A 21,622-nucleotide genomic window follows, 5' to 3' on the forward strand; every position below is an offset into this window, starting at 1 on the left:
GCATTTCGGCTCGTCCAAGGCCCCACTGGATCGGACGCATGGCGGTAAGTTGAACGGCATGACCGAACAGATCACGCCGTGGCAGTTTCACGAGTTCGACGGCCTCGACGACTGGCGTGTTCTGTTCGGGGGCGCGTGCGCCTACTTCCGTACGGACTCCTTCGAGACTGGGGTCGCGCTCATCGCCGCGATCGGGACGCTCGCGGAGGCGGCGAACCACCACCCCGACGTCGACCTGCGATACGCGGGCGTGACGGTGCGCATGATGACCCACGAGGTCGACGGCTTGAGCGGGCGTGACGTCGAGCTCGCTCGGCAGATCTCGATGGTGGCGAAGGAACTGGACATTCCGGCGGAACCCGCGACCCCGCAGGCCGTTCGGGTATCGATCGACGCCGTCTCGATTCCCGAGGTGATGCCGTTCTGGCGGGCCGTGCTCGGCTATGAGGACCTTGGAGACGAGGAGCTGGTGGATCCGCGTGGGCGGGGTCCGTCGATCTGGTTCCAGAGGATCAGCGAACCCCGTGAGCAGCGCAACCGCGTACACATCGACATTTCGGTGCCTCACGACCAAGCCGAGGCGCGTGTCGCGGCGGCGGTCGAGGCGGGCGGCGAACTGGTCACCGACGAACACGCTCCCGCCAGGTGGGTGCTCGCCGACGCCGAAGGCACCGAGGCGTGCGTCGCGACCTGGATGGGTCGCGACTGACGCCGCCACCGGTCGAGCTTGAGCATTGTGGACTTGAAGTGACGGCGATCCGATGGCGTGGGACACTCGTAGCTCGACCGAGCGCGCATCGACATCGAAGGAATCGTTGCCTCCGAACGACATCCGCAGCGAATGACCACCCTGTTCCGTGGTACTTCACCAAGGGCGCGAATAGTCGACACTTGACATAACATCGCGCGCGACTCACGTGGGCCTCAGACCGTGGCGAAGGATGCTACTGGTCAGTAATATGGCAGGGTGAACGAATTCTCCGCCCTCGCCGACGGGCTGCGCGCCACCGTCCCCTTCGTCCGAACACTCGGCATCGAGGTCCTCGAACTCACCGCCACACGCGCCGTCGTCCGGCTTCCGGACAACCCCGCCCATCACAACCACATCGCCGGACCCCACGCGGGAGCGATGTTCACGCTCGCCGAAACCGCCTCAGGAGCGATAGTCCTAGCCGCGTTCGGGGAACAACTGTCCCGCGCCACCCCACTGACGACCCGCGCCGAGATCACCTACACCAAGACCGCCCGAGGTCCCGTTACCGCGACCGCCACATTCGACCGCTCCCCCGCCGAGGTCATCGCCGAACTCGACGCGGGCCAACGGCCGACCTTCCCCGTCGCCGTCGAGATCACCACCGAGAACGGGACGACCGTCGCGACCATGACCGTCGAATGGACCCTCCGGCCGAACACGAGGTGACGAGCGCCGACGTCTCATGTTCCTAAGCGCCGCAACGTAACGTCGAACATCGGACCAAGGTCGAACCGGTTGAGGGTTGGCGGAGCAAGCGCTCGCGGGTACCGTCGTGTCTCGTGCCGCATCTTCACCGTCTTCGCCATGACCACGGGCCCGCGCTGCTCACGTTCGAACGCGCCAACCGGGCGTTCTTCGCCGCGTCGATTCCCGACCGTGGTGACGCGTACTTCAGCGAGTTCGACGCCCGGCACCGCGAGATCCTGTCCGAACAGGACGCCGGATTGCATCGCTTCCACGTCATCGTCGACGACGGCTCCGTCATCGGGCGCGTCAACCTCGTCGACATCACGGACGGTACCGCCGAACTCGGATACCGCATCGCCGAACACGTCGCCGGACGCGGGATCGCGACGAGCGCCGTCCGTCAGGTGTGCGCGCTCGCCCGCGACGACTACGGCCTCACGACGATCGAGGCAAGGACGACAGTGGACAACATCGCGTCGCAGAAAGTGTTGGAGCGCACGGGATTCACCGTGACCGGGGACATTGACATCAGCGGCCAGCCGGGAATTCGGTACCGGCTGGACCTCGGACCCGCGTCCGGCTGATCGAACCGCGCGCCCTCGGCGGGCCGTCCACTACCGACCGGGACGGCCTACGATAGGACGTGTCGCACGAACTCGTCAACATCGAAGGCTCCCGCGAGACGACCCATCGCGCGCCCGCCGATCCGTACCTGACCTACCTGTCGCAGCTGGTGAGTCCGGCATCCCGTCGCGAGATGGCCGCGTGTCTCGACCGGATCGTGCGGCTTCGCACCGGCATCGACACCGCGACCGGACACGGCCAACCGTGGCACCTTCTCCGATACCGCGACACCACCGACATCAAAGCGCTCCTCACCGACCAGGGCTGGTCGCCCGCCCACGTCAACAAGCACCTCGTCGCGCTTCGTCGCGTTCTGACGGAGGCGATGCGACTCGGTCTCATGTCGACCGACGATTGGAAGAAGGCGACCGACATCTCGTCGGTTCGTAACGTCCGACTCCCCAGAGGACGGCACGTGCCGTCCGAGACCAGCGGTGCCGTCTTCGCCGTCTGCGACGCCGACACCTCCCCCGCCGGACGTCGCGACGCCGCGCTCTTGGCGGTCCTCATGTCCACCGGTTGTCGACGCGGGGAAGTCGCACGACTGGCGCTCGCCGACTACGACAGCGGCGAGCGTTCCCTGACCGTCCTCGGCAAACGCGACAAGCAGCGGCTCGTACACCTGAACAAGCAGGCCGTCGCGCGTCTGGAGTTGTGGCTGGCGGTGCGCGGACTCGGCCCCGGCGCGTTGTTCTCACCCATCGCGCGGTCCGGGCGGATCCGGATCCGCGACGGCGAACCCGCGCCGATGACGGGGCAGGCCATCGCGAACATCCTCTCCCGACGTTTCGAGGAATGTGGAGCCCCGGCCGCGACGCCGCACGATCTGAGGAGGACGTTCATCGGTGAACTGCTCGACGCGGGCGTCGACCTGTCGACGGCTCAGCAGATCGTCGGTCACTCCTCGCCCGAGACGACGGCCCGGTACGACCGGCGCCCCGGTCGTCGTCGGCGCGAAGCGATCGACCGGCTGAGCTTGCCTGAGCCGGGCGAGGCGTGACACGAATCGGCGATGTCGACGTGACGGGTCGATTACATTCGGCGCATGGACATCATGATCGTAGGGGCCGGAAACATGGCGCGTGGCATCGCGACGAGGATGCTCGCCGGTGGCCACCCCGTGCACATCGCCGACATCGACATTCAAGCAGCGCAACGACTCGCCGCCGAACTCGACGGTGACGCGACCGGGCAGTTGTTCGAGGGGCCCGAGGACGCCAAGATCGTCATCCTGGCGGTTCCGTACCCCGCGAACGTCAACATAGCGACGGAGTACCGGGACGCGCTCGCCGGGCGCATCGTCGTCGACGTCGCCAATCCCGTGGACTACGCGACGCTCGACGTGCTCGTCACCCGCGACGGGAACTCCTCGGCGGAGGAGGTCGCGAACGCGGCGCCGAGCGCGCGAGTGGTGAAGGCGTTCAACACGACGTTCGCGAAGACCCTCGTGAAGGAAGAACCCCTCGACGTGTTCATCGCGGGCAATGACGCGTCGGCGTGTGAGACGGTCGCGGACCTCGCCCGGGACGGTGACATGCGGCCGCTGATGGTGGGCCACCTGAACCACGCGCGGCATCTCGAGGGCTTCCAGATGCTGAACATGAAGATGCAGGAGCAGATCGGCGGCCAGTTCTCGACGCGGCTGACGCTCGACCAGGGGTGACACCGGACGAGGGGGCGCTGGGCGCAGCGCCCCCTCGTCGTGTTCGATGCTGGGCCACATTCGGCATTGTTCGAAGTGGATAGTCGAGGGTGAAGGAGCGTCTTCCAGCATCCGGAACGTTCAGGTCGGAATCGGCCGTCATTCCCGCACTCATCAGTACGAAGCCGGTGGTTGGGATGATCCAGGCGGGGCGACCACGACCCTACCGTCCGATGACGACTCGGCGACTCAGTTCCCAGACAGGCGCGTAGCGTCCGCCCAACCCGGATCACCGGGCGATACCGCGCAGAATCATGTCGACTGCCGCGTCGGTGGCGCGCGCGTTGATCGGCGCCCCGGTGATCAGTTTGCGAACAAAGATGGGTGCCGTCAGCATGTCGACGACGACCTCGACGTCAATGCCGTCGCACAGTTCGCCGCGTTGCCGGGCGCGTTCGAGGATCTGAAGCACAACGCCTCTCCGCCCACGGGAATTCGAGTACAGCAGATCACGTAGCTGCGGGTCGAACTGAGCTTCAGCGCACAACTGCGGCATGAGTTGGCCGGCTTCAGAGCCCGCGAAGTGGTCGACCGACGCGCGTAGAAACGCCCGCAGATCGCTACGCAAATCACCGGTGTCGGTGCCCTCGGTGGTCTCCCTAAACCTGGCCAGGGTCGCACGCAGCAGCTCGGTTTTGGAACGCCACCGCCGGTAGATCGTGGCTTTACCGACACCGGCGCGGGCAGCCACCGCGTCGACGCTGAGACGCCCGAAGCCGACCTCGATAAGCAACCGAGTGGTGGCGTCGAGAATGGCTTCGTCGGCTTTCGCGTTGCGCGGTCGACCTCCCTTTGCGGCTAGCGCGTCGGACATGATGTCTCGACCTCCCGATGTTCGTTTCGTTTCATGCTTGACCGCGCGTTGCTCGCATGGCCACTGCTTCGGCGCCTCAAGCTTCACCGGTGTTCCGCAAGCCGGCACCGTGGTGCTGTCCCTTCGGTTCCGTCAAGGCGACGCTGGCCTCCCACAGGTCGGCGGCCTTCGCCACGTCATAGGACTCGGCCGAGGAACGGATCTCCTGTTCACCTGAGAAGTATCGGCCAGTCACACCGGACAGGGCGGGATCGAGGACGAGTCTAGACAGCGCGGCGCCGGACTCCTTCGCGGAGCGGATGTCGCCACCGGGAACGATCGTGAGGATCGGAAGCACGTAGCGCCAGGCGAAGGCCCGTAGACCGCGGTAGTCGCGAGCTATCCCGGTGCCCGGCATCTGACCGGGATCAAAGATGTTGAAGGTGGCGACGTCCGGCGAGACCCGGCGGGCGAACTCGTAGGCCGTCAGTATGTTGCAGAGCTTGGACGTGGTGTAGTCGCGACGTCCGACGAGAAACGGGCGCTCGGTCGTGTCTGTTCCCGGGAAGGCAAGTTCACGCGCGGTGGCGTATCGGGGAGCCGGAAAGCCGGTACGTCTGGCGGGATCGTGCGTGCCGCTAGACACGAAAACCACCCGGCCGGGCGCATTCATTTTGGGTAGAACTTCCCGCACCAGCAGGAAATGCGCGAGGTGATTCACCCCGAAGGTCTGCTCGATTCCATCGTGGGTGCGTTTCGCGCCGGAGGTGGTGTGCACACCGGCGTTGCACACGACCGCGTGCAGTTGAGGCAATTCGCAGGCGGCTCGACGGACCTCTGCCAGCGAACCGAGGTCCAGCCGGTATGTGGTGACCCGGTCGCCCAGCCTCTCGGCGGCGGCGGCGAGCTTGTCGGGGGTGCGGCCGGCTATCACCACGTTCCGGTCGCTGTTGGCCAGAATCGCTTGCGCCGTGTGGAATCCCAGACTCCCAGCGCCACCGGTGATCAAGACGGTCTTCCGGCCGGATTCGGTATCGGACGTCATGGACCGTGCCATGGCTATCACCTCTCGGCACTTCCGAAACGAGCCCGTCTCGTTTCGACATAGACTTATGGAACCATACCGTCTCGAAACCGTCAACGGGCAAGTCCGGTTCCGGCTCCTCAGGCGGCCCGCCATTGCATGGGCGCGGCATCGATTCCGAGCAAGACCATCGGGTGAACGTCATGCGCCGCACGGCATCGACAGAACCGGATGGCCGATCGATCTTCACGGTCTGACTGCCGGTCTACCATGGAGCGAAATCCAGCCTCAACCTCAGACGGCAACGATCCGCTGTAATACCGAAGGTTCGTGCTCCTGCTGTGATGACTTCGCGAGCTGATCGAAGGCGGCGAGTTCCTTACGGGTGTACGGGCTGTCGGCGGTACCAGCGATGAACGCGTCCGCGATCTCCCGCCGCAGGCGGCGTCTGATGAGGACGGTGATAGTCGGCCAGTCGATGGCCTGCCCACCGGCGGCGGTGTAGGCGGCGAGGAAGCGGCGCGCCCGGCTCATGTCGACGAGGCCGGTGTCGCGGTCATGGGTGAACTCCCAAATCGCCCACGCCGTCTCGGCCGCGTACCAGTCGGTGTGGAGCTCGTCCCAGTCGATCAGATTCAACATCCCGTGTGGATCGTCCAGGATGTTGCGCGGGTAGAAGTCGCCATGGACGATGCCGCGAGAGTAGGCGGCGTCGACGGAGAGGGCGTCGAGGCGTTCGTCGAGTAGCGCGTCGCGGAGCGGCTCAGGCCAGATCGGCGGATCGACCGGCCCGGGATGGAGGTCGTCGACGGCGGCGGACGCGGCGTGCAGGCGGGCGAGCAGCGCGGCCGCCGCGGCCACACGATCGTCGTCGCGGTGATCGATGTGTCGCCCCGATACCAACGGCCACAGGGATACCGGGTGACCCGACCACATCGATACGGATTCGCCGTCGCGGTCGAGCATCGGCGCGCAGACCTCCGGGACGGCGGTCCCGAGCCGCGCGACTGTCCGATACACACCACGCAACGCGGACGTGGATCGGTGACGGGCCGCCGCCCGGACGACGACCTCGGCCTCCGGCAACGCCCAGACGAGGCACTCCTCCCCGGCGCCGAGGATCGGTTCCCAGGCCGGATCGTCGACGCCCCACCGCTCGGCGACGTGTTCGACGAGATCGGACGGCACCCTCACCGGTGCACGCTCACGATCGACGCGGCGTCGGGAGGCGGCGTTGGAAGCGGCGGCAGCCCGGCCGCCAGGGCGTTGAGTCGACGTCGGACGCTGTCGGCGACGCCCTTACCGAAGAGGTACCGCGTGGGCGAATGCGCGTGCGCGACCCGATCAAGGATCGCGTGCGCCTCACGACTGCCGATGCCGGTGTGGTGCAGGATCAGATGCGCGAGGCGATGCGGTGCGGCGGCGAGCGCCGTCGCGATGGCGATGACGGCGGTCAGGTCGAGACGGTTGTCGTGCGCGGCGAGCAGCTTGGCGGCCTTGACCCGGCCGACGTCGACGACCTCGACACCGGCGTTCGCGGCCGAGATGACGAGACGCGCGAGGGCGGTCGGGCCGATACCGTTGCTGGCGACCGAGAGTCGGGTGAGATGCCCGTACGGGGCCCGAACGAGAGCGTCGCTGAGGACGTGCGCGCCTTGGTCGCCGATCCCGGCGGCGGAGGCGTAGAGCATGCGGACGGTTCCGGCGGTGATGAGTTCGGCGAGCGCGACGGCGCTCTCCGGCCCGAGCGGGTTTCCTCCGATATAGAGCGTGTCGATGTGTCGGTCGTGCGGTGCGGCCGAGAGGATCGCGGCGCACAGGGTCGCCAGGCCGTTCGCTTCCATTCCTGTTTGGACGAGATCGAGGGTGCGGAGCCGGTGTGCCGCGTCAACGAGGGCGGCGGCCGCGTCGCCCGCCCCGGCGCCGAGCGGGTTGCGTTTGAGCCAGACGCCGGTCACGAGCGCCGGTGAGGCGCGAAGGTTGTCGGCGACGCGGCACGCGCCGGTGGCGGTGATGCCGTTGCAACCGAGGTAGAGCGTCTCGACGCGCGCCGCGCCCGCGCGGCGGGAGACGGCGGCGGCACCGTCGTCGCCGAGCTTGTCGGTTCCCAGTAGTACGTGGCGAACGGCGCCGGGCGCGAGCGCGTCGGCGATCAGGGCCGCGCCGTTCGGGCCGATGTCCTGTTTGCACATGTCGAGGCGGCCGTCGGGAAGGGCGGTGCCGGTGGCGAAGTCGAGTCGCGAACGGGCTGGCGCGCCGGTGCGCAGCCAGGTCAGGAGCGGTTGAAGGTCGTCGATGGAGCGGCCCGTCGCGTCGCGGTCGGCCGTCACCACTCCGCCTCGCGATAGTCCTTGAGGAAGACGCCGGAGCTGGGCGAGCCCGCTTCTCCGCGCACGATCGGATCGTAGATGCGGGCGGCGCCGTCGACGATGTCGAGTGGCGTGCGAAATCCGTTGTCCGCCAGTCTGTCTCGTGTCGGCACAGGGTTCTCGTCGGTGATCCAGCCGGTGTCGACGGCGCACATGTGGACGCCCTGTTCGGCGAGCGCGGGGCCACTCGTGCGGGTGAGCATGTTCAGGGCGGCCTTGGCCATGTTGGTGTGCGGGTGCGCGGCGGTCTTGTTCCGGACGGCGAATCGACCCTCCACAGCGGAGACGTTGACGACGTACCGGCGGGGTCGAGGTGACGCGAGGAGCAGTGGGAGCAGTCGATCGCACAGCAGTATCGGGGCGTACGCGTTCACGAGTTGCGTTTCGAGGATCTCCACCGGGTCGAGGCCGCCCAGCCGGGTCGACCATGAGTTGGTGGGCGACGGGTCGGGCAGCAAACCCGCCTCGTCCGGTTCGGCGAGTGCCAGGGCGATCGCCGTCGACGGCAACGCGCGAAGCGACATCGGCCGGTAGCCCGGGGCGCTGAGGATGCGATCCGTCGACGTCGTGCCGGTGTGCTCGGCGTCGATGAGCGCGGCGTAGGACTCGGGTGGTCGGCGAACGGTCTGTGCCGCGTTGTTGATGAGAATGTCGAGTGGCCGGTTCTCGTCGAGGAGTCGGTCGCACAGGCCGATGACCTGGCGAGGATCTCGCAGGTCGATACCGATGACGGTGAGGCGGGGCAGCCAGGCGTCGCTTCCCGGTTCGGCCGCGAATCGGCGGATCGTGTCGCGTGGGAACCGGCTCGTGACGAGGAGTTCGGCGCCGTCTCGCAGCAGCATGAGTGCCAGCTGAAAGCCGATCTTGACTCGGCCGCCGGTCAGCAGCGCGCGGCGACCTGTCAGGTCCGTGTGGAGGGTCCGTCGCGCGTGGTTGTCGGCGGCGCAGGCTTCGCACAGCAAGTGGTAGAACGCGTCGGTGCGGTGGTATCGGTCCTTGCAGACGTAGCAGCGGCGGGGCCGGACGAGGACACCGGACGTTCCTGCGGCGCGCAGTGGCGCGTCCTCACGGCGGTCGCGCGCACCGGTGGCGGTCGCGGCGAGGACGGCCGCGTCGGCGGCGCTGCGTTGCGCGCGTTCGGTTCGTCGGCGTCGGTGACGGCCGTCGCGAACAAAGGACTCCGCGACGCGTTCCGCCCGTAGTCGAATGGGGTCGTCGACGGGGAGCGCCCGGAGTTTCGTGATCGTCGCGGTGAGGGCGTCGAGTTCACGCTCGAGGTCGTTCATGCTTCCGCCTTGGATCGCCCGTGGTGGTTCCGACCGGATTCGAACCGATGTCCTCCCGCTGCGCAGGCGGGTGCGTCTGCCTCTGCGCTACGGAACCGTTCTCGCGAGACGAGACACTGTGGCCGATCATAACAACGATGCGACATGCGTCGATATCGATCGCTGCCCGGAGGTGGTCCCGACCGGATTCGAACCGGCGTCCCCCCACCTGCAGAGTGGGTGCGTCTGCCTCTGCGCTACGAGACCCCGAGGCACTACGGTCGATCATACTGACATAAAGCCATACGTGGATAGGTGCCTCGGTTGAAAGTGTTGGCCCCGATCGGATTCGAACCGATGTCCTCCACCTTATGAGGGTGGCGCGTCTGCCTCTGCGCTACGAGGGCCCAGCGACTCGACGCCTCAGGCGAGCAGCTTCTCGACGGCCGCCACGAGCGCCGGGTCGTCGGGGGTGACCTGGGGACGGAATCGCGCCACGACCGAACCGGTCCCGTCGATCAGGAACTTCTCGAAGTTCCACGCGACGTCCCCGGCCTTGCCCTCGTCGTCGGCCGCCTCCGTGAGAATGCCGTACAGCGGGTGCCGGTCGGAACCGTTGACGTCCATCTTCTCGAACAAGGGGAAGGTCACGCCGTACGTCGCCGAGCAGAACTGCGCGATCTCGCCGCTCGTACCGGGTTCCTGACCGCCGAACTGGTTGCACGGGAAACCGGCGACGATGAGGCCCTGGTCGTCGAAGCGCCGCCACAGCTCTTCCAGCTGCGCGTACTGCGGCGTCAGGCCGCATTTGGACGCGACGTTGACCGCCAGGACCGGGTGGCCGCGCCACGCGCGGAGGTCGGCGGGGTCGCCGCCGAGAGTGCGGATGTCGATGTCGTAGATGCTCACGGAATCCACAGTACGTCGTCGTCGCGACAGGGTGGCGTATCAGTCGCCGTCGACGCGGGCGGCGGCGGCGCGGAGCGCGGCCAGTTCCTCCGTCGTCGAATGACCCGCGATGAACGTGATGTCGGTCAGATAGCGCCGCTTCCCCGGTGGGATGGCCGCCGCGATGGCGGCCGGATCGTCGAGCAGCGCCGCGTACAGCGCCTGCCCGTCCATGCAGTACATGTCGACCAGTTTGGGGTGACCGTCGGCGCTCGCCATGACGTTGCCTTCGTTGAGGTCGATCGTGTCCCACCAGGCGATCTCGGCGGCGGCCTCGTCGTTGACGCGCTCGGCGGTGTCCCGCAGTCGCGTGAGTTCGGGGTTCGCGCGATCGTCCCACTGCTTCTTGACGAGTGCGGCGGTTTCGTCGTCGGTCGCGGTGAGGTACTCCATGATCGTGAGTTGGGCGCCGCCGTCGAGGTCGAGGTGCGTTTGGACGCGTGGCAGGTAGGGATGGTCGGGCAGCTCTCGACACAGTCTCATGTAGACGTCGTAGGCGGGGTCGAAGGGGCACACGCGGGCGGCCAACCGACCCGACGGGGATCGCAGGGCGACGGCCCATTGACCGACGCCGCAAAGGTTCCAGCCCCGAGTCAACAGGAGCGCCGTCGCGTCACGGTGACCGAGCCCTGACCAGTTCGCCTCGGGCAGGCCGTCGATAATGTCCACGGGAACAGGGTACGGAAACAGTACGGTGGCGCTCAACGAGTTTTCGACGGGACGAAGATGCTTGACCAGACGGCGGAGGCCGCGTTGCGCGGCCAGTACGGCGGCTACGACTGGACCACGATTCAGCTCGGTTGTTCGGGCGCGCGCGTGTACCGGTTGAGCGGGCCCACCGACTTGTACGTCAAGTTGATGCCTTCGGGCGACCCCGATCCGGCGAATCAGCCTCACCGTGAGGCGGAGTGCCTGGTGTGGCTCGCCGAGCAGAATGTTCCGGCGCCGAAGGTCGTCGACGTCGGAACGATCGACGAAGACGACTACCTGGTGACGGAGGCGCTGCCGGGTCGCCCCGCCAGTTATGACTGGCCCGAGCATCAGCGAATGTCCGTTGTGGATGCCATCGCGGATTTCGCCGCCGAGTTGCACCGGCTCGACGTCGCGTCGTGCCCGTTCGATCGGCGGCTTCGTGTGCGGGTCCCGGCGGCGCAGGAGGCGGCCGCCGTCGGTGACGTTCATCCGTCTCGGTTGCCGCGACCGTATCGGGACTGGCAGGTGGGCCGGATCGTCACGGAGTTGGTGTCGCTGGCGCGGATCGCGGGTCGGGAGGAGGCCGTCGTCGCGCACGGCGACTACTGCCTGCCGAACGTGCTGATCTGCCCGGACACCTTGCGGCCGACCGGAATCGTCGACGTGGGACGTTTCGGGGTCGCGGACCGGTACGTCGATGTGGCGTTGATGACGTACAGCCTGTCCCGGCCCGACCTGAACGAGCAGTTCGGGCCGGGGCACGCCGAGCGGTTCATGTACCGCTACGGCGAGATTCCCGCCGACGAGCATCGTCTCGAGCTGTACCGCCTACTCGACTTCTTCGCCTGAGCTCGCCAGGGCGGCGACGGGACCGCGTTCCGCGGCGGTGTTGACGGAGTACCGCGCCGCGATGGCGAGGAACAGCGGCGCCGCCACCGACAGCGCGAACGCCGGCACGGCCATACCCGAGTCGTTCGTCGCGAAGCCGATGACGCAGACCGTCGCGACGCCGATTCCGGCGCTCAACACGACCGGGTACTTCGCGAGCAGTCCGTTGACGACGCGGGTGTGCCATAGCAGCGGGATCGCCACGCACACACCGATGACGAGGAGCGTCAACGGCCCGGCGGTGACGGTGTGCAGCGCCGCCGAGGCCTTGCGGATCAGGGTCTCCCCGGCGTCGCCGGACAGCACTTCGGCGACGAATCGGCCGAGGTGCGTCTGGGTCTCGGGCGGACGCAGGTAGTCGACGATTCCGAACACCGTGATCGTCGCTCCACCGATGAGCAGACTCAACAGGATCTTCTTGACGGACAGGCGTTTGCCGAGCGCGTGGAGGCCGGCCAGGATGAACGCGGGCGTCATGGCGATGACGCCACCGACGTCGTTGCCCCACACGGGCGAGCCGTCGACGAGGATCGCGGCGCCCGCGATCGCCGTCATGACGGCGATCCGCCACCAGCCGCGAAGCCGTACGGTGGCGAACATCGCGAAGATGACGGCCGCCGCGGCGAAGATCCCGAACGCGTAGTTGCCCATTCCAGTGAAGCGCGCGCCGACGATCGCGGAGTACCCGGCCAGGGAGTTGAACTGGAGCGGCGTGCCAATGACGGCGTCGACGCCGATGACGGCGGCGGTGATGCCCGCCAGTAGCGTCGCGGGACCGATCGGGGAACGACGCCACGGGCCCGCGAGCGACACGGCGGCGAGCACGACGCTGATGCCGACAATCAGTCCCCATAGGGCGGACGCGGGCCTGTCGGTGCGCCACCACGGGAACGCGTTGGCGAGGAGCGTCGACACCGGTAGCGCCGCGACGGTGAGCGCCAGGGGTGCCAGGAAACGGCCGAAGCGGCCGCGGCGTGGGGCGGCGCGGCGCCGACACAGGGCGACCGTCAACGCGACGACGATGAGACCGATGATGGTGAGCGTCGAGTAGTACCCGTCGGACAGGGGCGGTACGCGCAGCCCGGCCAGGTTGGCGTTGACACTGGTGGCCACGGTGTGCGCGGTGTCGCCACCGCGATGGTGGGTGGGGTAGACCGGCTGCCCGGTCATGTCGGGCGCGCGCCCCCCGACCGTCATGGCGACGGCCGTCGGTCCGATGTCGACGAGCTGGGTGTATCCGGCCCGGCGGGTGCCAGCCGACGTCAACCATCGTCCCTTGTAGTCCTCGGCGCGGATGATCATGGGGTGGAGGTTCGCGGGGGCCGTCGCGTCCGAGATCCCGACGACCATCACGGGCGCGTCTGCGGGGAGGACGGCGAGCGTCGCGGCGACGGCGGCGTCGGCGACGGCGGCGGCCTCCTTCCGGTCGGTTCCGGTCCCGTAGACGGCGACCTGGGGGTCGACGATCGTCAGGAGGCAGTCGCGCGTGAACGACGTCATGTCGTCGGCGGTCTCGGGCACGTCCTTGCGGTACCGGTCGACGGCGCCGTCGGGGTGCATGGCCGCGACAGCCGCTCCCGGTCCGATCGCCGCCGCGCAGCCGATGGTCTTCGCGAGCAGACCGAGTTTCGCCTTGAAGGCCGACAGTTCGGCGTTGGAGCGGGTGAGTTCCGGTTTCCCGGCGATGACCCAGTTGTCGTTGGCCTGCCGAATCGGGGGGCCGATGACGGAGCCGCGTGGGCAGATCTTGCCGATCGCGTAGTTCGACCGGGCTCTGTTGCCCGCCGAGATCGACGCCCACGCGTCGTCCGGACACGAGACGGTGCTGGTGGCGCGCGCGGCCATCGACGCGACGGCGCTCTGCCCGACCAGACCCCACAGCGCCGGGGTCGTAGTGGCGTCGACGTCTCGCCATTGCAGCCCGGGTACGCCGATGATGGTGAGGGAGCGCTCGGCGGCGGACGCCGCGCCCGGTGACACGAACGGCGCGATCGTCGCCAGCAGCAACACGATCGCCGCCCGTACTCCGTTGATGATCCACCGCCGTTGAGTCCGCATAGTGTCGACAAGGGTATGCGGTGCCGGGGAAGCCTCGGCGTACCGTCCCATGCGTGGCGGCGTTTCGCTTGACGAGTAAGGGATCGCGCTAATCTGGAGGCGACGCGAGGAGGGCATCGATCTTGAAACGACAGGAAGTCGCGGTCACCGCGACCTCGACGGCGGACGCCGACACGTTGTACCGGCTGTTGTGCGACCGCGCGGCGGTCGTCGTGTGGTCGCCGATGAGCGAGTGCGAACTGGAGCGCCCGGGCGAGCGGGACCCCGAGGGCGTCGGGTCGGTGCGCCGCCAGCGTCTGGGGCGCACGGTCGGCTACGACACGATCATCGAGCTGCGGCCGGGGCGGTTGTTCCGATACTCCCATGAGGGCCTTCCGGTGAACGGCTATGTCGGCACCGTCACGCTGACGCCCGTCGACGGTGGTTGCCGCGTCGACTGGTCGAGCTCGTTCACGCCCCGGTATCCGTTGACGGGGTGGCTGCTGCGACGCGGTGTTCGACGATTCCTCACCGACTGTGTGACCGGGTTGGCGTCCTACGCCGAGACCGCGACGCCCTGACCGCCTCAAGCGTTCCACGGTCCCGACGGGTCGAGTCGCCGCAGGACCGCGGCGAGGTCCGGTGGCTGCACCGTTCCGTCCAGGTCGTCGACCTCGTTCCACGGCACCCATTCGTGACCGGTGAGGCTGGCGACCTCGTAGTCCAGGAGCCCGTCGGATTGCAGTGGCGGCCGGTCCGTGCCGAACCGGGCGAGGTAGTACGGCTCGACGCCGACGAGGTGGCGCCCGTTCCACCAGAGATCACAGTGGACCGATGTTGGCCGGTCCTCGAAGTCGTCCGGGGTCAGGCCGGTCTCCTCGGCGAGTTCGCGCAGGGCCGCCTCACGGTCGGTCTCGCCTTCCTCGACGCCGCCTCCCGGTGGCTCCCACAGGATCGAGCCGTCGAAGGGGTCGCGCCATCTCAGCAGGAGAACCCGATCGGCGATGTCCACACACACCACTCGCACGCTGGGTCGTTTCATATCGTCGCTCACAAGCGCCGAGGGTACGCCCGCGCGCGGGTGCCCTCGCGGCGGTGACGCGTGGGCGTCGTCGGACGGGGCGGGTACGCTGCCCCGGGGCGCGACCGACACGAGAGGCGATTTCGATGCTGACGATCACCACTGCCAACGTCAACGGCATCCGGGCGGCGGCTCGCAAGGGCTTCGTCGCCTGGCTTCGAGAGACGACCGCCGACGTGGTGTGTCTGCAGGAGGTCCGCGCGACCGAGACCGAGATCCCGCAGGACGTGATCGACGTGCCGGGCTGGCACCGGTTGTGGGCGCCGGCCGCCGACAAGGGCCGCGCCGGGGTCGCGGTCTTCTCGAAGGAGTCCGCGATCGCCCATCGCGTCGGTTTCGGTTCGGCCGAGTTCGACACGTCGGGTCGGTATTTGGAGGTGGAGCTTCCGGGTGTGACGGTCGCGAGCCTCTATCTGCCCTCGGGCGAGGCGGAGACGCCGAAGCAGGAGCAGAAGGAACGTTTTCTCGTCGAGTTCGGCGAGTATCTGGGGGCTCTGCGCAAGCGGGAGGAGGCGCGCGGTCGTGAGGTCGTCGTGTGCGGCGACTGGAACATCGCGCACCAGGAGATCGACTTGAAGAACTGGCGGGCGAACCGCAAGTCCGCCGGGTTCCTGCCCGGGGAGCGCGCGTGGATGTCGACGCTGTTCGGTGAACTCGGTTACGTCGACGTGCATCGCAAGCTGCAGCCCGAGGGCCCCGGCCCGTACACGTGGTGGTCGTATCGCGGTCGCGCCTTCGACAACGACACGGGCTGGCGGATCGACTACGTGGTCTCGACGGCGGGCCTGGCGGAGCGGGCCGTCAAGGCCCAGGTCGAGCGGGCGTCCTCGCATGAGGAACGGTGGAGCGATCACGCGCCCGTGACCGTCACGTTCGAGTAGTGACGGGGCTGCCGGGGCCGGTGTGACGGCCGCGACCGCTGGGGCCCGACGCGACCGATCGACGTGACGGCCCCGCGCGGCGGCGGATCGGCCGTTTTCGCGCAACCCGGGTCGTCGCGATCAGTGACAGCGATACTGGCGTCATGGCTGAGGATGAGCAACGACAACCGAAGCCGGAATCCGAGAGCATGGCCGGAAGCGGATTGGCGCAGGGCTTGGCGCTCGGGATGATCATCGGGATCGTCCTGGGGTTGACCCTGTTGAACAACATCGCTTTGGGCCTGGCCGCCGGGTTGGGCATCGGAGTGACCATCGGTCTGGCGTTCGACGTCGGGCAGAGCCGCAAACCCGAGAAGTGACAGACCAGAGGCGGGCCGCGCGTGCCGGGCATCGGGTGCCCGGTGACGGCCCGCCGTCGTCGTTCTTAGGCGGTGACGATCTTCTCGAGCTCGTCGAAGAACAGCTTCCATCCTTCGGTGGCCGCGTCGACCTGCTCGGCGGGCAGCGGCCCGACCTGGGAGAACGTCATGTGCGTCACGCCGTCGTTCTCCGTCAGGTCGACGGTGACGGTCGCGAAGCCCGGGCCGGAGCCGTCGGTGAAGCTCAGGACGAGCCGTTCGGGCTCGACGATCTCCTGGAACTCGCCGTAGAACGTCAGTTCCTTGCCCTCGTACTCCATGATGGCGCTCCACTTGCCGCCGACGGTGACGTCGAGGCTGGTGCGCGCGGGCAGCGACCCGAACCACTGTGCGAACTGCTCGGCGGTGGTCCACGCGTCGAAGACGAGCTGGCGCGGGGCGCGGAAGTCGCGTTCGATGGTGATGGTCGTGTCGGTCATAGTGGAGCCTTCCTCGATGACGAGACTTATTAAACCGTCTCGTTAATTAACGACTAGGTTGAATATAGCAGACGCCACCGACACACCTCACACGCCACGCCGTTCGCCCGCGAAGCCGTGCGGTAGACATGACGCATGAGTGCCACTCGCGCCGACGCCGAGACCATCCTGCGCCGCCTCGCCGGTGACACCGCCACCCTCCGAGACGCACAATGGACATCCATTGACGCGCTCGTCAACGACCACCGGCGTGTACTCCTGGTGCAGCGCACCGGTTTCGGCAAATCAGCCGTCTACTTCACCGCCACCGCGCTGCTGCGACGTGCCGGAGCCGGCCCGACCCTCATCGTCTCGCCACTCCTGGCGCTGATGCGCAACCAGATCGCCGCCGCCGAAGCGGCCGGCATCACCGCGCACACCATCAACTCCGGCAACATCGAACAGTGGGACGACGTCGCCGCGCTGATCGCCGACGGACGCATCGACGTCCTCCTCGTCAGCCCCGAACGACTCAACAACCCCCAGTTCCGCGACGAACTCCTACCGAAACTCGCCACCGAGTGCGGCATGCTCGTCGTCGACGAAGCGCACTGCATCTCCGACTGGGGCCACGACTTCCGCCCCGACTACCGGCGCCTGCGGACCTTCCTCGAAGAACTCCCCCCGTCCGTCCCGGTCCTGGCCACCACCGCCACCGCGAACGCCCGCGTCAGCGCCGACATCGCCGAACAGCTCGACCGCGACGACGCGCCCAGTCTCGTCCTACGCGGCGGCCTCGACCGTGAATCACTGCACCTGTCCGTCGCGTCTCTGGCTGACAACGACGCCCGAATCGCGTGGCTCGACGAACGCCTCCACACCCTCCCCGGATCCGGCATCATCTACACGCTCACCGTCGCCGCCGCCGAGGAGATCGCCGCGTTCCTCACCTCCCGCGGCCACACCGTCGCCGCCTACACGGGCAAAACCGAAGGCGCCGAACGCGAACAACTCGAAGCCGACCTCCTCGCCGACCGCGTCAAGGCCCTCATCGCGACAAGCGCCCTCGGCATGGGATTCGACAAACCCAACCTCGGCTTCGTCGTTCACGTCGGCGCGCCCTCGTCACCCGTGGCGTACTACCAGCAAGTCGGACGCGCCGGACGCGCCTGCGACCGCGCCGAGGTCATCCTCCTGCCGGGCGCCGAGGACACCGCGATCTGGCGATACTTCGCGTCACTGTCGTTCCCCGGGCCCGACGCCGTCCACGACACCCTCCGCGTCCTGTCCGCCGCCGACGGCCCGATGTCGACCGCCGCGATCGAGACCCGCGTCGACCTGCGCCGCGCCCGCCTCGAAATGATGCTGAAAGTACTCGACGTCGACGGCGCCGTCCGCCGCGTCAAAGGCGGATGGACCGCCACCGGACGCCCATGGCACCACGACGCCCCCCGCTACGAACGCGTCGCCGCCGCCCGAGACCACGAACAACACCGCATGCTCGCCTACATCGACCACACCGGATGCCGCCTGGAGTTCCTACGCCGCGAACTCGACGACGACACCGCCGTCGCCTGTGGACGATGCGACAACTGCACCGGCGTCACCACCGACAACGCCGTCTCCACCGCGGCCGTCGACGCCGCACGCGACGCCATGCACCGACCCGGCGTCGCCCTCCCTCCCCGACGCATGTGGCCGACCGCGATGAAATCAATCGGAGTCGAACTCGCCGGACGTCTCGCCGCCGACATCACCGCCGAACCCGGCCGCGCCCTCGGACGCCTCAGCGACATCGGCTGGGGCGGCCCACTGCGCGGAGTCATCGACGGCGCGGAACCCGTCAGCGACGCCATGTACGCCGCGATCGTGCAGGTCCTCGCCGGTTGGGACTGGAACGAACGCCCCGACACCGTGATCTCGATGGGCTCACGAACCCGCGGAGCGCTCGTCAACGGCCTCGCCACCCGCATCGCCGCGACCGGCCGCATGACCGACGCCGGGATCCTCCGTCGTATCGGCGACCCCACACGGCGGCGCCCCGACGGCACCAACAGCGCACAGCGACTGCGCGAGGTCGTCGACACCTTCGCCGTCGACACCGACGTCACCGGAGCGCGGGTGCTCCTCGTCGACGACCTCTACGACTCCGGCTGGACCATGACGACCGCCGCCGCGACACTACGCCGAGCGGGCGCGACGTCGGTCTACCCGTTCGCGCTGGCGGTCACCGGCTGACGACCACACCATCGCTTGGGCCACAACACTTCACGACCGGGTACCGTGACCGGGCCCGGTCCACCTGAACACGATTCACGTGGCCTTTCGCGAACACAAGGGAATCGACATGACGGAACCACAGCCCCTCTCACCCGAGGCCACCCTGCGACGGGCCGACACCTTCGCCGACACCGTCCGCCGCGCGGACCTGTGGCGGATCGCGGGCTGGTGGATCGTGACCGCGTTCGCCTGCACCGTCATCCTCGGCCGCGCGCTGTTCCCCGCCTTCCTCGACGCGTGGGACCTGATCCTCCTCGGCGTGACCTGCGCGCTCCTCCTGGGAATCGCCGCCGTCGCGAAGGTGTACGACCGCCGATACGGACGCATCGAGATCGCCGTGATAGTCGGTCTCACCGTCGCCGCCGGGATCGGCGCGGCGCTGTCGGCGTGGGTCCTGCCCGACCCGCCGACCGTCGGCCACTGGATCATCGGTTTTCTACCGGTCGTGCCGACGTCACTCGCCACCTGGTGGGCCGCACGCCAGTAGCCCGTCGGCGCGACGCACGAACACCGGGCGGTCGACAACGATCGGCTCGGCGGCTCGTTCATCAACCGCGGCCGGCAACGGACACGGCGAGTCGATTATGGAGGAACGTTCGCCACACACCGCTGCACTTCACCGTCGGTCCGACCACACCAGCGCCACGACACTGCCGCAACCGACGACCCCTATCGTCCTATATGGTCGACACGGGTGGGGGCGTCACCCGCCGGCGGCCGATCCCACCACCACGGCAACGGCGTCGGCTCCCAATCGGGCCCCGGACGGAAATCACACCACGTCCCATCGAACGGATACGCGCCCGCTTCGGCCAGTCGGATCATCGCCTCACCCTCGGCCCGCACCCCCGCAGCCGTCTCCTCATCCCAATACAGCGGATGACCGGTGCGCTCGGCGAACTCGTCCTCATCCTTCCACTGCCACGACCCATCGGCGCCGATCCACACGTCGAGAGCCTGGTCGACGGTGTCGACTCCGCCGTCCCAGCGGCGCTCCGGCAGTTCGAGGTTGACGTACCAGCCACGGAAGGACATGTCGTCGGCGAAGAACCACCACACCGAATGCGCGGTCGCGACCGGCGTCAACTGAAGGACGCCCTGGCCGTGCCAATACGTCGCCCGCAAGGTCGTCGCGGTGTGCAGCTGCTCCTCGAACGGCATCTTGCGAGTCGGTTCCCCCGCCAGCGTCACCCGATCGGCGACGCCCGAGCCACCACCGACCCACGTCAACAGGCCGTTCTCGTCGTCGGCGACGACGCGACCACTGTGAACCAAGCCGATACGGCCGTCACCTTTGATATACCGCCGCAGGGCGGTCTGTCCCGGTTGAAAACGCACCGGACGAGGCTACCCGCCCCGAGGGTCGCCAGGAGAGCGCGTCGTCAACGTCACCGCTCGAACCACCGCAACCACGCACCGTGCGGATCGGCGGCGGCGACAGGTTCACCGTCGAGAGCGATCGTGAAGCCACCCGGATGGTCGACAACGGGCACGCGGGCGTCAACGGCCGGGAAAACACCCGGCGCCTCATTGCTGATCCACCGCACCCGAGGATGCCCAGTCATCGTCGACACGAACGCGTCACGCCCATCGACCGGCAGATAACAAAGAACGGCGCTGTGGAACACGACGACGGTCGCATCGACCGGAGCCGTGGCAATGAGGGCGTCGAGATCGGTCGTGAGATCACCACGAACAAGAGTCGGCGGGTCCGCGCGAGTCACCTCGATCGCAGAACGCAGCCGGTCGAGACGGTGCGGTTGCCCCGGCCAGATCAGACTCTCCAACCAGCGAACATCGTCGGCGTCGGTCACATCGAGAGGACACAGATCCAGACCCGCCCGCCACACGACCTCCGGACGACGAGACGGCAACGGAACCGGACCGGCCGTCGCACAGTCGAGAATCGGCCCCGCGTCGCCCAACACCACCCCGTCGTCATACCGGTACCGGTACCGATCCGGCTGAAGACACAGACCCGCCGACGCACCGACCTCGATCAACGCGAGCGGGCCCGGCAACCCCGCCAACAGCGGCAGCAAAACGGCACAACGACCAGCCTCGTTCGTCTGAGTGGAACGCGCCGACATCACTGCACGAACCTCGTCCCACCGATCAAGAAGAACGCGACGAAACGACGGATAGTCCTCGATCGGCAAACCCAGATATCGAGCCGCCGCGAGCAGAAGATTCGGCTGTCGCTTCGGCGCCGGAAGCGCGTCCACCCGCGCGATGACATCACCGTCAGCGGCGATCCCCGAACAGATCATCGCCCACGTGGGCGACTTGCCACGCACCTCGATGTCCGCGAACCGCTGGTACGACGTCGAAGTGTCCATGACTCATCGTCCCAGCGGACACCCGCCACGTCATCACGTCACGGACGTGAAACCGACCACCCCGCCGAACACGGCCCCCGCGTACAACATCGCGGGAACCGTCCACCGGCGACCACCAAGCCGCCGAGACGCTCACGGCGCGTACGCCGCCGTGAAGCGCTCCTCCCTCGGCATCAAAATCCACAACGCCAGATACGCGACGACCTGCGGCCCCGGCAACAGACAGGACAACAAGAACACCACCCGCACCTTCGTCGCGCTGATGTCGAAATGATTCGCCACGCCGGCACAAACCCCGGCGATCATGCGACCCGAACGCGGCCTTCTCAAACGTGTCATATCGGCTGCTCCCCTCCGGTAACCGTGAATACGTGATTCGATCGTCGCTCGAACCCACCACCCCCGCCATCGGGGATCACCCGCAAACCTCCCCTAAGAAC

24 protein-coding genes and 3 tRNA genes are annotated in these 21,622 nt (G+C 67.8%); 11 read left to right on the plus strand and 16 right to left on the minus strand.

From position 1 onward, the window contains the following. Positions 1 to 58 precede the first annotated feature (58 nt). From ACM9NP_RS14250 to ACM9NP_RS14270, 5 genes are all read left to right on the plus strand, one after another. The gene (locus tag ACM9NP_RS14250; RefSeq protein ID WP_415647162.1) at positions 59 to 709 is read left to right on the plus strand and encodes a VOC family protein; all 651 of its coding nucleotides are present in this window, start codon (positions 59 to 61) and stop codon (positions 707 to 709) included. A 258-nt stretch (positions 710 to 967) separates the two neighbouring features. Continuing rightward, positions 968 to 1,420: a YiiD C-terminal domain-containing protein gene (locus ACM9NP_RS14255; protein ID WP_415647163.1), complete on the plus strand. Its 453-nt coding sequence runs from the start codon at positions 968 to 970 to the stop codon at positions 1,418 to 1,420. Between the two features lie 113 nt (positions 1,421 to 1,533). After that, positions 1,534 to 2,025 (plus strand): GNAT family N-acetyltransferase, encoded by a 492-nt coding sequence (locus ACM9NP_RS14260; protein ID WP_415647164.1) that lies wholly within the window; start codon positions 1,534 to 1,536, stop codon positions 2,023 to 2,025. A 59-nt stretch (positions 2,026 to 2,084) separates the two neighbouring features. Further along, on the plus strand, positions 2,085 to 3,065 hold the full coding sequence (locus ACM9NP_RS14265; RefSeq protein ID WP_415647165.1) for a tyrosine-type recombinase/integrase: 981 nt from the start codon (positions 2,085 to 2,087) through the stop codon (positions 3,063 to 3,065). 45 nt (positions 3,066 to 3,110) lie between these two features. Beyond that, positions 3,111 to 3,728 (plus strand): NADPH-dependent F420 reductase, encoded by a 618-nt coding sequence (locus ACM9NP_RS14270; RefSeq protein ID WP_415647166.1) that lies wholly within the window; start codon positions 3,111 to 3,113, stop codon positions 3,726 to 3,728. A gap of 268 nt (positions 3,729 to 3,996) precedes the next feature. Here ACM9NP_RS14270 and ACM9NP_RS14275 read toward each other — a convergent pair whose 3' ends face one another. The 10 genes from ACM9NP_RS14275 to ACM9NP_RS14320 form a co-directional block, all read right to left on the minus strand. Beyond that, the gene (locus ACM9NP_RS14275) at positions 3,997 to 4,668 is read right to left on the minus strand and encodes a TetR/AcrR family transcriptional regulator (RefSeq protein WP_415647167.1); all 672 of its coding nucleotides are present in this window, start codon (positions 4,666 to 4,668) and stop codon (positions 3,997 to 3,999) included. Further along, complete coding sequence (locus tag ACM9NP_RS14280) at positions 4,658 to 5,617, minus strand: SDR family NAD(P)-dependent oxidoreductase (protein ID WP_415647168.1); 960 nt, start codon at positions 5,615 to 5,617, stop codon at positions 4,658 to 4,660. Before ACM9NP_RS14280 ends, ACM9NP_RS14275 begins: the two co-directional genes overlap by 11 nt. A gap of 261 nt (positions 5,618 to 5,878) precedes the next feature. Next, positions 5,879 to 6,778, minus strand: coding sequence for a phosphotransferase (locus ACM9NP_RS14285; protein ID WP_415647169.1), 900 nt, complete (start codon positions 6,776 to 6,778; stop codon positions 5,879 to 5,881). Further along, positions 6,775 to 7,914 (minus strand): leucine-rich repeat domain-containing protein, encoded by a 1,140-nt coding sequence (locus ACM9NP_RS14290; RefSeq protein ID WP_415647170.1) that lies wholly within the window; start codon positions 7,912 to 7,914, stop codon positions 6,775 to 6,777. Before ACM9NP_RS14290 ends, ACM9NP_RS14285 begins: the two co-directional genes overlap by 4 nt. Continuing rightward, complete coding sequence (locus ACM9NP_RS14295) at positions 7,911 to 9,239, minus strand: SDR family NAD(P)-dependent oxidoreductase (RefSeq protein WP_415647171.1); 1,329 nt, start codon at positions 9,237 to 9,239, stop codon at positions 7,911 to 7,913. The genes ACM9NP_RS14290 and ACM9NP_RS14295 overlap by 4 nt, the downstream gene beginning before the upstream one ends. A gap of 21 nt (positions 9,240 to 9,260) precedes the next feature. After that, positions 9,261 to 9,336 (minus strand) — tRNA-Arg (locus ACM9NP_RS14300). Positions 9,337 to 9,412: 76 nt separating this feature from the next. Then, a tRNA-Ala gene (locus ACM9NP_RS14305) sits at positions 9,413 to 9,485 on the minus strand. A gap of 67 nt (positions 9,486 to 9,552) precedes the next feature. Beyond that, positions 9,553 to 9,626, minus strand: a tRNA-Met gene (locus ACM9NP_RS14310). Between the two features lie 15 nt (positions 9,627 to 9,641). After that, the gene (locus ACM9NP_RS14315) at positions 9,642 to 10,127 is read right to left on the minus strand and encodes a glutathione peroxidase (RefSeq protein ID WP_415647172.1); all 486 of its coding nucleotides are present in this window, start codon (positions 10,125 to 10,127) and stop codon (positions 9,642 to 9,644) included. A 39-nt stretch (positions 10,128 to 10,166) separates the two neighbouring features. After that, entirely contained in the window at positions 10,167 to 10,835 is a 669-nt protein-coding gene (locus ACM9NP_RS14320) for a hypothetical protein (protein WP_415647173.1), read from the minus strand. 57 nt (positions 10,836 to 10,892) lie between these two features. Here ACM9NP_RS14320 and ACM9NP_RS14325 point away from each other — a divergent pair, with 57 nt between their 5' ends. Then, positions 10,893 to 11,708: an APH(3') family aminoglycoside O-phosphotransferase gene (locus ACM9NP_RS14325; RefSeq protein WP_415647174.1), complete on the plus strand. Its 816-nt coding sequence runs from the start codon at positions 10,893 to 10,895 to the stop codon at positions 11,706 to 11,708. On the opposite strand, the gene ACM9NP_RS14330 is transcribed toward ACM9NP_RS14325, so the two are convergent. Next, positions 11,688 to 13,805 carry a hypothetical protein gene (locus tag ACM9NP_RS14330; RefSeq protein ID WP_415647175.1) on the minus strand — a complete coding sequence of 706 codons (2,118 nt, stop codon included), beginning with the start codon at positions 13,803 to 13,805 and terminating at the stop codon, positions 11,688 to 11,690. The two genes, ACM9NP_RS14325 and ACM9NP_RS14330, sit on opposite strands and share 21 nt — an antisense overlap. Positions 13,806 to 13,927: 122 nt before the next feature. On the opposite strand from ACM9NP_RS14330, the gene ACM9NP_RS14335 reads away from it, so the two are divergent. Continuing rightward, on the plus strand, positions 13,928 to 14,365 hold the full coding sequence (locus ACM9NP_RS14335) for an SRPBCC family protein (RefSeq protein ID WP_415647176.1): 438 nt from the start codon (positions 13,928 to 13,930) through the stop codon (positions 14,363 to 14,365). Positions 14,366 to 14,370: 5 nt separating this feature from the next. Here ACM9NP_RS14335 and ACM9NP_RS14340 read toward each other — a convergent pair whose 3' ends face one another. After that, the gene (locus ACM9NP_RS14340; RefSeq protein WP_415647187.1) at positions 14,371 to 14,826 is read right to left on the minus strand and encodes an NUDIX domain-containing protein; all 456 of its coding nucleotides are present in this window, start codon (positions 14,824 to 14,826) and stop codon (positions 14,371 to 14,373) included. A gap of 125 nt (positions 14,827 to 14,951) precedes the next feature. Between ACM9NP_RS14340 and ACM9NP_RS14345 the strand changes: the two genes are divergently transcribed. Both ACM9NP_RS14345 and ACM9NP_RS14350 read left to right on the plus strand, forming a co-directional pair. Then, positions 14,952 to 15,746, plus strand: coding sequence for an exodeoxyribonuclease III (locus ACM9NP_RS14345; protein ID WP_415647177.1), 795 nt, complete (start codon positions 14,952 to 14,954; stop codon positions 15,744 to 15,746). A gap of 143 nt (positions 15,747 to 15,889) precedes the next feature. Further along, entirely contained in the window at positions 15,890 to 16,105 is a 216-nt protein-coding gene (locus ACM9NP_RS14350; RefSeq protein ID WP_415647178.1) for a hypothetical protein, read from the plus strand. 65 nt (positions 16,106 to 16,170) lie between these two features. On the opposite strand, the gene ACM9NP_RS14355 is transcribed toward ACM9NP_RS14350, so the two are convergent. After that, on the minus strand, positions 16,171 to 16,584 hold the full coding sequence (locus ACM9NP_RS14355; RefSeq protein WP_415647179.1) for an SRPBCC family protein: 414 nt from the start codon (positions 16,582 to 16,584) through the stop codon (positions 16,171 to 16,173). A gap of 135 nt (positions 16,585 to 16,719) precedes the next feature. Here ACM9NP_RS14355 and ACM9NP_RS14360 point away from each other — a divergent pair, with 135 nt between their 5' ends. Together ACM9NP_RS14360 and ACM9NP_RS14365 are read left to right on the plus strand one after the other, a co-directional pair. Beyond that, positions 16,720 to 18,801 carry a RecQ family ATP-dependent DNA helicase gene (locus ACM9NP_RS14360; RefSeq protein ID WP_415647180.1) on the plus strand — a complete coding sequence of 694 codons (2,082 nt, stop codon included), beginning with the start codon at positions 16,720 to 16,722 and terminating at the stop codon, positions 18,799 to 18,801. Between the two features lie 109 nt (positions 18,802 to 18,910). Next, entirely contained in the window at positions 18,911 to 19,330 is a 420-nt protein-coding gene (locus ACM9NP_RS14365; protein WP_415647181.1) for a hypothetical protein, read from the plus strand. Positions 19,331 to 19,512: 182 nt separating this feature from the next. On the opposite strand, the gene ACM9NP_RS14370 is transcribed toward ACM9NP_RS14365, so the two are convergent. The 3 genes from ACM9NP_RS14370 to ACM9NP_RS14380 all read right to left on the minus strand — a co-directional run bounded on the left by ACM9NP_RS14370 (position 19,513) and on the right by ACM9NP_RS14380 (position 21,521). Then, a complete protein-coding gene (locus tag ACM9NP_RS14370) occupies positions 19,513 to 20,181 on the minus strand; it encodes a ribonuclease FAU-1 family protein (protein WP_415647182.1) in 669 nt (222 codons plus the stop codon). A 50-nt stretch (positions 20,182 to 20,231) separates the two neighbouring features. After that, positions 20,232 to 21,182 carry a DUF2332 domain-containing protein gene (locus ACM9NP_RS14375; RefSeq protein ID WP_415647183.1) on the minus strand — a complete coding sequence of 317 codons (951 nt, stop codon included), beginning with the start codon at positions 21,180 to 21,182 and terminating at the stop codon, positions 20,232 to 20,234. A 132-nt stretch (positions 21,183 to 21,314) separates the two neighbouring features. Further along, entirely contained in the window at positions 21,315 to 21,521 is a 207-nt protein-coding gene (locus ACM9NP_RS14380; protein ID WP_415647184.1) for a PspC domain-containing protein, read from the minus strand. Positions 21,522 to 21,622 lie beyond the last annotated feature (101 nt).

This window comes from Stackebrandtia soli, from assembly GCF_965137155.1.
GTDB classification, from domain to species: Bacteria; Actinomycetota; Actinomycetes; order Mycobacteriales; family Micromonosporaceae; genus Stackebrandtia; species Stackebrandtia soli.

Coding starts and splice junctions, on each gene's coding strand:
- ACM9NP_RS14375 (WP_415647183.1), bottom strand. CDS start 21,182: ATGGACACTTCGACGTCGTACCAGCGGTTCGCGGACATCGAGGTGCGT.
- ACM9NP_RS14350 (WP_415647178.1), top strand. CDS start 15,890: ATGGCTGAGGATGAGCAACGACAACCGAAGCCGGAATCCGAGAGCATG.
- ACM9NP_RS14360 (WP_415647180.1), top strand. CDS start 16,720: ATGAGTGCCACTCGCGCCGACGCCGAGACCATCCTGCGCCGCCTCGCC.
- ACM9NP_RS14295 (WP_415647171.1), bottom strand. CDS start 9,239: ATGAACGACCTCGAGCGTGAACTCGACGCCCTCACCGCGACGATCACG.
- ACM9NP_RS14365 (WP_415647181.1), top strand. CDS start 18,911: ATGACGGAACCACAGCCCCTCTCACCCGAGGCCACCCTGCGACGGGCC.
- ACM9NP_RS14345 (WP_415647177.1), top strand. CDS start 14,952: ATGCTGACGATCACCACTGCCAACGTCAACGGCATCCGGGCGGCGGCT.
- ACM9NP_RS14270 (WP_415647166.1), top strand. CDS start 3,111: ATGGACATCATGATCGTAGGGGCCGGAAACATGGCGCGTGGCATCGCG.
- ACM9NP_RS14250 (WP_415647162.1), top strand. CDS start 59: ATGACCGAACAGATCACGCCGTGGCAGTTTCACGAGTTCGACGGCCTC.
- ACM9NP_RS14330 (WP_415647175.1), bottom strand. CDS start 13,805: ATGCGGACTCAACGGCGGTGGATCATCAACGGAGTACGGGCGGCGATC.
- ACM9NP_RS14280 (WP_415647168.1), bottom strand. CDS start 5,617: ATGGCACGGTCCATGACGTCCGATACCGAATCCGGCCGGAAGACCGTC.
- ACM9NP_RS14340 (WP_415647187.1), bottom strand. CDS start 14,826: ATGAAACGACCCAGCGTGCGAGTGGTGTGTGTGGACATCGCCGATCGG.
- ACM9NP_RS14380 (WP_415647184.1), bottom strand. CDS start 21,521: ATGACACGTTTGAGAAGGCCGCGTTCGGGTCGCATGATCGCCGGGGTT.
- ACM9NP_RS14325 (WP_415647174.1), top strand. CDS start 10,893: ATGCTTGACCAGACGGCGGAGGCCGCGTTGCGCGGCCAGTACGGCGGC.
- ACM9NP_RS14355 (WP_415647179.1), bottom strand. CDS start 16,584: ATGACCGACACGACCATCACCATCGAACGCGACTTCCGCGCCCCGCGC.